The organism is uncultured Brevundimonas sp. (assembly GCF_937863155.1).
Taxonomy (GTDB): domain Bacteria; phylum Pseudomonadota; class Alphaproteobacteria; order Caulobacterales; family Caulobacteraceae; genus Brevundimonas.
Genome location: NZ_CALMFB010000013.1, coordinates 54,368 through 64,341 on the forward strand (window position 1 = coordinate 54,368; position 9,974 = coordinate 64,341).

Consider the following 9,974-nt stretch of genomic DNA (forward strand, 5'->3'; position numbering starts at 1 on the left):
AACGTAAGCCCTCCGTTGTAACACTGCGGACACACTTCCGACGCACACGCGACAAAGACGGGGCCGGGAAGCCCGTCAAATTTGGTCGGAATCGTGAAAGATTACAGGTTGTCGCGCAGCCAGCCTGCGGCGCGGGCGACCAGGCCGCCGCGATGCACGCGCGGGGCGTCGGCCGCCCCAATCTGGCGCGACATCAGCTTGCGCGCCGACACCGCTTCGCGCGGGCCATAGGCGGCGCGCAGCAGCACCCCCGCCGAGGCGCAGAAGGCCGGACCCGAGGCGGCGTCGGCCAGGTGGGGCGCACGCTGGGGCTTGCCCAGGCGCACCGGACGGTCGAACACGCGCACCGCCAGTTCGCGCACACCGTTCAACTGGCTGGCGCCGCCGGTCAGAATCACGCTGGCGCCCGGATCGACCAGGGCGCCCTTTTCTCGCAGGCGGTCACGCAGCAGCTCCAGCGTCTCCTCCACGCGCGGCGCGATGACGGTCTTCAGCATGGAGCGCGGCACCACCACGGGGCCGGCGGACGGGTCCTCGCCGCGGGGCGGCGCCTCGATCATCTCGCGGTCCTCGTTGGCCGACGCCATGGCCGAGCCGTGCAGGGTCTTCAGCCGTTCGGCCCCGGCCCGGCTGGTCGACAGGCCCCGCGCGATGTCGGCCGTCACATGGTCGCCGCCGACGCCCAGGCTTTCGACATGCAGCAGCGAGCGCCCGCCCCAGACCGCGGCCGAGGTGACCCCGCCGCCCAGGTCGATGCAGACGCAGCCCAGGTCCATCTCGTCGTCTTCCAGCGCCGCCAGCGACGACACCACCGGCGCGGCCACCACGCCCTGAAGGTCCAGGTGCGCCAGCTCCAGACAGTGGCTCAGCGTGGCGAAAGCGCTTTCGGCCATGGAGACCACCAGCAGATCCAGGCCCAAAGAGCCGCCGCGCATCGAGCGCGGGTCGCGCACGCCGCGCGCGCCGTCGATGGACCAGGCGATGGGCAGCACATGGATCGGCCGACGGTTCGGCAGCTTCATCTGCCCCAGCGCCAGGGCGATGGCCCGCGCCAGGTCGCCGTCATCGACCGGACCGGCGCCCAGCGACACCTTGGCCTGCAGGCGATGGCTGGCCATCTGGCCGATGGAGGTGGAGACGACCACGCCCGACACCGGCGATCCGGCGGCGCGTTCGGCGCGCTCGACCGCATGGCCGATGGCGCTGGCGGCCTCGTCCATATTGATGACGGCCCCGCCCTTGACGCCCTTGGACTGGACATGGCTGGCGCCGGCGACGCGGATGGTGCGGTCGGCGTGACGCACGCCGTCGGGCTTCATGATGAAACACGAGACCTTGGAATGACCCAGGTCCAGCGCGGCCACGGCCGGCGTGCGCGCGGCGGCGCGGCCGGCTTCACCCTGATTGTCACGCGACCGTCCGGCCATTCCCCTACGCCCTCAGTCTCATGCTTCGCCGCCTTCGGAGGGCCGGACGGCGACCTCTTCGGGCGTTCTCAGGTCCACCCGGGCGAAGCCCAGGTCCAGAAGCCGCTCGCGCTGATCCAGGGCGTCCAGGCGGATCAGCGCCTCTTCCTGGCCCACGGCCGGCAACTGAATCAGCGATCCGTCCTTGAGACGCAGGTCCCAGCGGCGCTCGTCCACCCGCACCAGGGCGTCGACGCGACCCATCAGGCGCGGACGCTGGGCCAGCAGCGGCAGGATGTCGGCCGCCGCCTGATCGGCGCCCAGGCCCACGACCAGCGGCAGTTGCGGATAGCGCGCGGCCTGGGCGCCGGCGATCACCTGGCCCTGGCCGTCGATGACATGGACGCGGCCCGCGTTCTGCCACACCGCCAGCCGGTCGTGTTCGGTGATCTCGACGATCAGGGTGTCGGGCAACAGGCGCACCACCCGCGCCTCCTTGACCCAGCCGACCGACTGCGCCCGCTGCTGAAGTTCATCCAGGTCCAGCCCCGCGATCGGCATGCCGGTCTGTAGTTGCAGCGCCCGCTCGATCACCGGCTTGGCCTCGGCCGAGGCCCCGGTCACATGCACCCGGCGCAGCTTCAGCCCCAGGCCGGTCGTCACCCCATCCACACCGTTGGAGAAGGCCGCGCCGATCCGTTCGGCCCGCGCCCCGGTGGCCAGAACGGCCGTCAGCACCAGACAACCGGCCGCCATGCTGATCATCACCGCGCGCGGCGACAGATCCATCCGTCCCAGGGCCGAAACCTTGGCCGGGGTGGCCGGGGCGTTGCGCGGACCCTTGCCGCGCGCAGATCCGCCCGCGCCGCGACGCGGCGTCTGGGCATTCTGACGTCTGCCGCCACGGACTACCGCGGGCATGAGGCGTCCTCCACCATCCATCGGACCAGGGCCGGATAATCCATCCCGACGAAGGCGGCCTGCTCGGGAACGAGCGAGGTGGGCGTCATGCCGGGCTGGGTGTTGACCTCCAGCAAGACGAGATCGTCCTTAACATCGTCATAACGAAAGTCGGACCGCGAAACCCCTCGACAACCCATGGCGACATGGGCCGCTTCAGCCAGGCGCAGCGCCCGCTCGAACACCGCCGGCGGCAGAACGGCCGGCAACACATGACGCGAGCCGCCCGGTGCATATTTGGCCTCATAGTCATAGAAGCCCTTGGTCGGGGTGATGTCGGTGATGGTCAAGGCGCGCGGCCCCGACTTTTCCCCAAGAACCGTGACGCACAGCTCGTGCCCGGCGATGAAGGGTTCGACCATCACCTGTTCGCCATGGGTCCAGTCGGCGGCGCCGACGGCGGCCACCGGCCCCTCGCCTTCGCGCACCAGATAGACCCCGACCGACGATCCCTCGGCGTTCGGCTTGATGACATAGGGCGGGGCGATCACATGGCCGGCCGCGACCGCATGACGATCGAACAGGCCGCCGCCCGGCACCGGCACGCCCGCCGCCTTCAGCACCGCCTTGGACTTGTCCTTGTCCATCGCCAGAGCCGAGGCCAGGACGCCGGAATGAGTATAGGGCAGGCCCAGCGTCTCCAGAACGCCCTGAACACAGCCGTCCTCGCCCCAGACGCCATGCAGGGCGTTGAACGCCACATCGGGTTTCAGTTCGCTCAAGACCTGGGCCAGGTCGCGCCCGGCGTCGACGCGGGTGACGTGATAGCCGACGGTCTCCAGCGCCGTCGCGCATTCGCGCCCGGACGACAGCGACACCTCGCGCTCCGACGACAGCCCGCCCATCAGGACGGCGACATGAATCTCTGACGGTCGGCGGGCCATGGGACGCTCAAGGACGGACGCGAACCGCCTTGATCGCCGAAGGTTGGTTTACGCGGGGTTTACCAACGGGCTGGGGCGCGACGAATTCAGCCCGACCGTCCGATCCGCTTGATCTCCCAGTCCAGTTGGACGCCAGTCTTCTTCAGGACATCGGCGCGCACCGCCTCGCCCAGGGCCTCGATGTCGGCGGCGGTCGCCTCGCCGGGGTTGATCATGAAGTTGGAATGAAGGTCGCTGAACATGGCCCCGCCGCCGGTGACGGCATGCAGTTTTCCGCGCCAGCCCGCCTCGTCCACCAGCTTCCACGAGGAATGACCGGGCGGGTTCTTGAAGGTCGAGCCGCCGGTCTTTTCTCGGATCGGCTGGGTCTGTTCGCGACGGGCGGTGATTTCGTCGATCCGGGTCTGGACCGCCTCGGGCGCGTCGGGGACGCCGCGATAGACGGCCTCGACCCAGATGATGTCGACCGGCGCCTGGGAATGGCGATAGGTGTAGCCGAAGTCGGCCAGGACGTAGTCGATCCGCTCTCCCGCCCGGTTCAGGCCCCAGGCCGAGACCAGCACGTCCTTGGTCTCCGACCCATAACAGCCCGCGTTCATGGTCAGGGCGCCCCCGACCGCGCCGGGAATGCCGGCATAGAACTCCAGCCCCGCCAGACCGGCCTTGGCGCTGGCGCGGGCCACCATGCTGTCCAGCGCCCCGGCCCCGGCGGTGATGGTGTCGCCATCAGCGGTCACCTGACCCCAGGCGCGGCCGGCCAGGCGGATCACCACCCCCTCGATCCCGCCGTCGCGCACGATGACGTTGGAGCCGACGCCCAGCACCGTCACCGGAACCGCCGGGTCCAGCGCCTTCAGAAAGTCCGCCAGATCGTCGGCGTCGGCCGGAATGAACAGCATATCCGCCGCCCCGCCGACCCGGAACCAGGTGTAGGGCGCCAAAGGCTCGTCCCGCAGCAGCTTGCCGCGCACGGGGGGCAGCGCGTCGCGCCAGCTCATGCCAGCGCCTCCAGCTGATCTGGCAGGGCATAGGCCCACTGGGTGATGTCTCCGGCGCCCAGCAGCACCACGACATCGCCCGCCCGCGTCTCCGCGCCGATCACCCCGGCCAAGGCCGCCGGGCCGTCCAGGGCCTGGACCTGGCGGTGGCCGAAGCGGCGCACCCCTTCGACCAGGGCGTGTTTGTCGACCCCCTCGATCGGCGCCTCCCCGGCCGGATAGACATCGGCCACGATGACGGAGTCCGCTTCCGAGAAACAGGTCGAGAAGTCATCCATCAGGTCGCGCAGGCGGGTGAAGCGATGCGGCTGGACCACCGCGACCACGCGGCCGCCCACATCCTCGCCCTGAACCACCTCGCGCGCGGCCTTCAGCACGGCGGCGATCTCGACCGGGTGGTGGCCATAGTCGTCGATGACCCGGACCCCGTTCACGACGCCGGTGGTGGTGAAACGCCGCTTGACGCCGCCGAACCCGGCCAGGCCCGCGCGGATGGCGGCGTCATCGACCTCCAGTTCGCGCGACACGGCGATGGCCGCCAGGGCGTTCAGCAGATTGTGCGTGCCGGTCATCGGCAGGCGCAGACCCTCGATCCGATACGTCTCACCGTTCTGGATCACCACGTCGAACCGGGCGCCGTCGGCCCCCATGGTGACGTTCTCGGCCCGGACCATGGCCTGGGGGTTCAGCCCATAGGTGACCAGCCGCCGGTTATCGATGCGCGCCACCAGCTTCTGCACCTCCGGGTGGTCCAGGCAGACCACGCCGAAGCCGTAGAAGGGAATGTCCTCAATGAAGTCGCAGAACGCCTTACGCACCGCGTCGAAGTCGCCGTAGTGGTCCAGGTGTTCGGGGTCGATGTTGGTGATGATGGCGACCGTGCATTTCAGGCGCAGGAAGCTGCCGTCGCTCTCGTCCGCCTCGACCACGATCCAGTCGCCGTCACCGACCTTGGCGTTCGTGCCATAGGCGTTGATGATGCCGCCGTTGACCACGGTCGGGTCCAGGCCCGCGGCGTCCAACAGGCTGGCGACCATCGAGGTGGTGGTGGTCTTGCCGTGGGTGCCGCCCACCCCGATCGAGAATTGCAGCCGCATCAGCTCGGCCAGCATCTCGGCCCGGCGAACCAGGGGAATGCGGCGGCGGCGCGCCTCGACCAGTTCGGCGTTGTCGGCCTTGACCGCCGTCGAATAGACGACCGCCGACACCCCTTCGCCGATGTGTTCGGCGTCATGGCCGATGAAGATGCGCGCGCCCAGCCGTTCCAGGCGTTCGGTATTGGCGCTGGCCTTGGCGTCCGACCCCTGAACCCGATAGCCGATCTTCAGCATGATCTCGGCGATGCCGCTCATGCCGATGCCGCCGATGCCCACGAAGTGGACGGGGCCGAGGTCGAAGGGGACGGGGCGAAGGCGCTGGATCATGGGGGCGTCTTAGCGAGGGACTTTGCAGATTGCACGAGGACGCGGAGACCCTCTCATCAGATTCCGTCATCGCCGTCGTCTTTCCACCGCTGTAACCTCAGTGCCTGAACCTGAAAGGATCAGCGCATGCGTCTGAACAGACTCGTCTCCGCAGCGGCCTGCCTGACGGCCCTGTTGATCGGCCAACCCGGTCTCGCCCAGACGCCGCAGCCTGCGCAGAGTCCACGCCCTGCGCCAACGCCACTTGCCTTGCCGCTCGAAGGCCTGAGGGAAGTCGCCTGGGGCGATGATGCGGGCCACTTCATCGACCGCATGGCCTCGGTCGACGGATCGATCGTGGTCTGGGTCTGGATGTTCAAGCGGGACGAGATGACGGTCGCAGGCCACGTCCACAATACGACGGCCTTGCATAATGTGTTCAACTGCGGCGCCCGGACACGTGCGGTCATACGCTCCGAGCTCTACAACGACGGCCGCTTCCTGGTCGGCGCCGGCGGCTCCCGGGTTCTGCAGTATCCCACAAATCCTGATAGCGTGGACGGACGCATCTGGGCGGCGGTTTGCAAAGGTGAATTCCCCGTCGGCGCCCGCACCTTCACGACGCTGGACGCGGCCCGGGCCGCCGTGGATTCGCACTTCGCCGCTACCGGTCGATGAGGGGAGCCGCCTTCTTGGTTACCCGGCCTTAACGCTGAAGATTCACAGTCGGCGCTCAACCATCGGGGCGCCTAAGTGACTGAGCTGAAAACCGACGTCATCCATCGCGGCGACTGCATCGAGGTGTTGCGGTCCCTGCCCGACGCCTGCGTCGACATGGTCTTCGCCGATCCGCCCTATAATCTGCAGCTGGGCGGCGACCTGCTGCGGCCCGACAACTCGCGCGTCGATGCGGTCGACGACGACTGGGACAAGTTCGCCAGCTTCGCCGAATACGACGCCTTCACCCGCACCTGGCTGACCGAATGCCGCCGGGTGCTGAAGCCCGAAGGCTCCATCTGGGTGATCGGCAGCTATCACAACGTCTTCCGCCTGGGCGCGGCGATCCAGGATCTGGGGTTCTGGGTGCTGAACGACATCATCTGGCGCAAGTCGAACCCGATGCCGAACTTCAAGGGCACACGCTTCACCAACGCCCATGAGACCCTGATCTGGGCCGCCAAGTCGCGCGAGCAGAAGCGCTACACCTTCAACTATGACGCCCTGAAAGCCTTCAACGAAGACACCCAGATGCGGTCCGACTGGACCTTGGCCCTGTGCACCGGCGAGGAGCGGATCAAGGACGCCGAGGGCAAGAAGGCCCATCCGACGCAAAAGCCCGAGGCCCTGCTGCACCGGGTGCTGCTGGCCGCCACCCGGCCAGGCGACGTGGTGCTGGACCCCTTCTTCGGCACCGGCACCACCGGCGCGGCGGCCAAGCGTCTGGGCCGCCATTTCATCGGTATCGAGCGGGATGCCGCCTATGCCGATGTGGCCGAAAAGCGCATCGCCGCGGTGATCCCCGCCGCGCCCGAAGACCTGGCCGTCATGGGGTCCAAGAAGAACGAGCCCAAGGTGCCGTTCGGCGCCCTGGTCGAGGCCGGGCTGCTGCGTCCCGGCGACCGGCTGTACACCCCCGATGGCGAGCGCGAGGCGCGGGTGCGGGCGGACGGCTCGCTTGTGCACGGCGCCATGACCGGCTCGATCCACAAGCTGGGCGCCCTGATGGAGAACGCCCCGGCCTGCAACGGCTGGACCTATTGGCGCTTCAAGACCGACCAGGGCATGAAGCCCATCGACGCCCTGCGCGCCGAAATCCGTGCGGGCATGCAGTAGCCTTACGCCCATGGCGGCCGATTGGACCCTTCGTGACGAACAGCGGCGCGATGCGGCGGCGATTGGCGATCTGGTCCGGGCCGCCTTCGACGGCGCGCCGCACAGTGACGGGACCGAAGCCGCCACACTGGACGGCCTGAGGCGCGCGGGCGCCCTGAGGCTGTCGCTGGTCGCAGAACAGGATGGCGCCCTCGTGGGCCAGGTCGTCTTTTCCCCGGTGACGGTGGACGGCGCCGACATGGGCTGGCTGGGTCTGGGGCCTATCGCGGTTCGGCCGGATCGGCAGGGTCAGGGGATCGGCGACGCCCTGGTGCGTCAGGGACTGGCGCGCATCGCGGTGGCCGGAGCGGCCGGCTGCGTCGTGCTGGGCGATCCCGGATACTATCGGCGCTTTGGCTTCCGGGCCGAGCCGGGACTGATGCTGCCGGGACCGCCGCCGGAGTATTTCCAGGCCCTGATCCTGAACGGACCGGCGGCCACCGGCGTCGTGGCCTATCACCCGGCCTTTTCCGCCCCGGCCTGAGCCAGCGCCCGCTCCAGCGCCTTTTTGAACACTGTCGGCAGGATGTCTCGCGCCTCCTGGACCGGCCGCCAGTCGAAATCGCCCCGTCCGCGCGCCGTCATAACGGTCAGGGTCAGGCTGAAATGGGTGAAGACGTGCTCGACCGCCCCCGCCTCCGTCCAGTCGGCGGCCATGGGCGGCGTGGGATCGGGCGTATCGGACCAGTCCGAGGTCGGCAGGCCCATCATCCCGCCCAGCAGACCGCTGTCCGGCCGCCGCACCAGCGCCACACGCCCTGCGCCATCGGACAGCACCCAGGCGAAGCCAGACCGGCGTGGCCTTTGGGCCTTTTTCGCTTTCAGCGGATAACGGGCCGGATCACCGGTCTTCAGCCCTTCGCAGCCGAAGGCGACCGGACAGGCGTCGCAGACCGGCGATTTCGGCCGACAGACGGTCGCGCCCAGGTCCATCAGCGCCTGCGCCCAGTCGCCGGGCCTCGCCTCGGTCACGAACCCGGCCGCCAGACGTTTCAGCTCGGGCCGGGCCTTCGGCAGCGGCGTCTGCACCGCGAACAACCGCGCCATGACCCGCTCGACATTGCCGTCCACAACATTGGCAGGCCTGTCGAAGGCGATGGCGGCCACGGCGGCGGCGGTATAGGCGCCGACCCCCGGCAGGGCCAGCAGACCCGCCTCCGTATCGGGAAAGACGCCGCCGTGATCGGCCGTCACGGCGCGGGCGGCCTTCAGCATGTTGCGGGCGCGGGCGTAGTAGCCCAGCCCCGCCCAGGCGGCCATGACCTCGCCGTCATCCGCCCCCGCCAGGTCGGCGACCGTGGGCCAGCGGCCGGTGAAGGCGTGGAAATAGGGCGTGGCGTGCGGAACGGTCGTCTGTTGCAGCATCACCTCGGACAGCCAGACGCGATAGGGGTCGGTCCGGGTTCGCGCCCCCGGCGGCGCTCGCCAAGGCAGGGTGCGCGCGCGGGCGTCATACCAGGTCAGCAGGGCGGCGCGAATAGCGGGGATGTCCATGCCCCCTCCCCCTAGCGCGCCATGGGGTCTAGAAGAAGCGCATGCGCCGCCCCCTGCCCACAGACGCCGAGGTCCGCGAGATCCTGTCGCGTCGCCGCACGCGCCCGGCCCCGCGACCGGCGCCCAAGGCCGGGCGGCATCTGCAGAAGCTGGTGAAGGGTCTGGACGAGACGTTCGGACGCGGGGCAGGCGCGCTGGAGCCGCGCTGGCGCGAGATCGTCGGCGACCAACTGGCCCGCGTCACCCGGCCGCAGAAGCTGACCAAGGGCCGGGGCGGGGCCGGCGGCGTGCTGGAGCTGCGCGTGGCTGGGCCGGCGGCCCTGCTGGTCCAGCACCAGTCGGCGGAAATCCTGAGCCGGGTGAACCTGTTTCTGGGCGCGGGGTCGGTCGACAAGCTGCGCATCGCCCAGGGACCGGTGAAGCCGCTGACGGAGACGGCCGCCAAGCCCCGCCGGCCCGGCAAGCCCCCGCCCCTGCCCGCCCAGACCGAGGCGGAGCTGGCCCGCGCCGTCGAACCGGCGCCGGAGGGTCTGAAGGCGGCGCTGAAAAAGCTGGGCCGGGCGGTGCTGGGACGCGCCGAATAGATGATCGACCACAACTACCTGGCCCTGAGGTTCGGCCACCGGTTGCCGCCGGCGCTGAACCTTGCGGTCAATCTCGCATGGTGGGCGCTTTTCTTGCTGACGATGGCGTCGATCAGCGGTCCGCCATACTCGCGATTGCAAGACTACACGGCGAAGTGGCTGGGCGTGGGCGACCTTCCGACCAGCACCTGGCTGGTGCCGATAATGGTCTTCTTCACCTGGGCGCAGCTGCTTCACCGTGAAGCCGTCAAGCGACGCGAGGCGCTTCAACAAGAGACGACCCGCGATCACCCTTCCCGTTGACAAAAAGTCGCCACGCCTGTTCTCGACTGTTGGAACCTTGAGCGCGCGCGTCCGTGGGGGAATCGCGCGA

11 protein-coding genes are annotated in these 9,974 nt (G+C 69.2%); 5 read left to right on the plus strand and 6 right to left on the minus strand.

What is annotated here, in order from left to right; genetic code table 11:
- Positions 1-101: 101 nt before the first annotated feature.
- From ftsA to murC, 5 genes are all read right to left on the minus strand, one after another.
- On the minus strand, positions 102-1,427 hold the full coding sequence (ftsA, locus tag Q0581_RS01860; RefSeq protein ID WP_298696986.1) for a cell division protein FtsA: 1,326 nt from the start codon (positions 1,425-1,427) through the stop codon (positions 102-104).
- 18 nt (positions 1,428-1,445) lie between these two features.
- Entirely contained in the window at positions 1,446-2,327 is an 882-nt protein-coding gene (locus Q0581_RS01865; protein ID WP_298696988.1) for a cell division protein FtsQ/DivIB, read from the minus strand.
- Positions 2,315-3,250 (minus strand): D-alanine--D-alanine ligase, encoded by a 936-nt coding sequence (locus Q0581_RS01870; protein ID WP_298696990.1) that lies wholly within the window; start codon positions 3,248-3,250, stop codon positions 2,315-2,317. The genes Q0581_RS01865 and Q0581_RS01870 overlap by 13 nt, the downstream gene beginning before the upstream one ends.
- Before the next feature lie 86 nt (positions 3,251-3,336).
- A complete protein-coding gene (gene murB / locus Q0581_RS01875; protein ID WP_298696992.1) occupies positions 3,337-4,248 on the minus strand; it encodes a UDP-N-acetylmuramate dehydrogenase in 912 nt (303 codons plus the stop codon).
- Positions 4,245-5,672: a UDP-N-acetylmuramate--L-alanine ligase gene (gene murC, locus Q0581_RS01880; RefSeq protein ID WP_298696994.1), complete on the minus strand. Its 1,428-nt coding sequence runs from the start codon at positions 5,670-5,672 to the stop codon at positions 4,245-4,247. The genes murB and murC overlap by 4 nt, the downstream gene beginning before the upstream one ends.
- A 126-nt stretch (positions 5,673-5,798) precedes the next feature.
- On the opposite strand from murC, the gene Q0581_RS01885 reads away from it, so the two are divergent.
- From Q0581_RS01885 to Q0581_RS01895, 3 genes are all read left to right on the plus strand, one after another.
- Entirely contained in the window at positions 5,799-6,329 is a 531-nt protein-coding gene (locus tag Q0581_RS01885; protein ID WP_298696996.1) for a hypothetical protein, read from the plus strand.
- 75 nt (positions 6,330-6,404) lie between these two features.
- Complete coding sequence (locus tag Q0581_RS01890; protein ID WP_298696998.1) at positions 6,405-7,484, plus strand: site-specific DNA-methyltransferase; 1,080 nt, start codon at positions 6,405-6,407, stop codon at positions 7,482-7,484.
- A 10-nt stretch (positions 7,485-7,494) separates the two neighbouring features.
- Positions 7,495-8,007: an N-acetyltransferase gene (locus Q0581_RS01895; RefSeq protein ID WP_298697000.1), complete on the plus strand. Its 513-nt coding sequence runs from the start codon at positions 7,495-7,497 to the stop codon at positions 8,005-8,007.
- On the opposite strand, the gene mutY is transcribed toward Q0581_RS01895, so the two are convergent.
- Positions 7,980-9,017 (minus strand): A/G-specific adenine glycosylase, encoded by a 1,038-nt coding sequence (gene mutY / locus Q0581_RS01900; protein ID WP_298697001.1) that lies wholly within the window; start codon positions 9,015-9,017, stop codon positions 7,980-7,982. The genes Q0581_RS01895 and mutY overlap by 28 nt on opposite strands.
- Before the next feature lie 41 nt (positions 9,018-9,058).
- On the opposite strand from mutY, the gene Q0581_RS01905 reads away from it, so the two are divergent.
- Together Q0581_RS01905 and Q0581_RS01910 are read left to right on the plus strand one after the other, a co-directional pair.
- Positions 9,059-9,601, plus strand: coding sequence for a DciA family protein (locus Q0581_RS01905; RefSeq protein WP_298697003.1), 543 nt, complete (start codon positions 9,059-9,061; stop codon positions 9,599-9,601).
- Entirely contained in the window at positions 9,602-9,904 is a 303-nt protein-coding gene (locus Q0581_RS01910; RefSeq protein WP_298697005.1) for a hypothetical protein, read from the plus strand. It abuts the gene before it with no gap.
- The last annotated feature ends 70 nt before the right edge of the window (positions 9,905-9,974 follow it).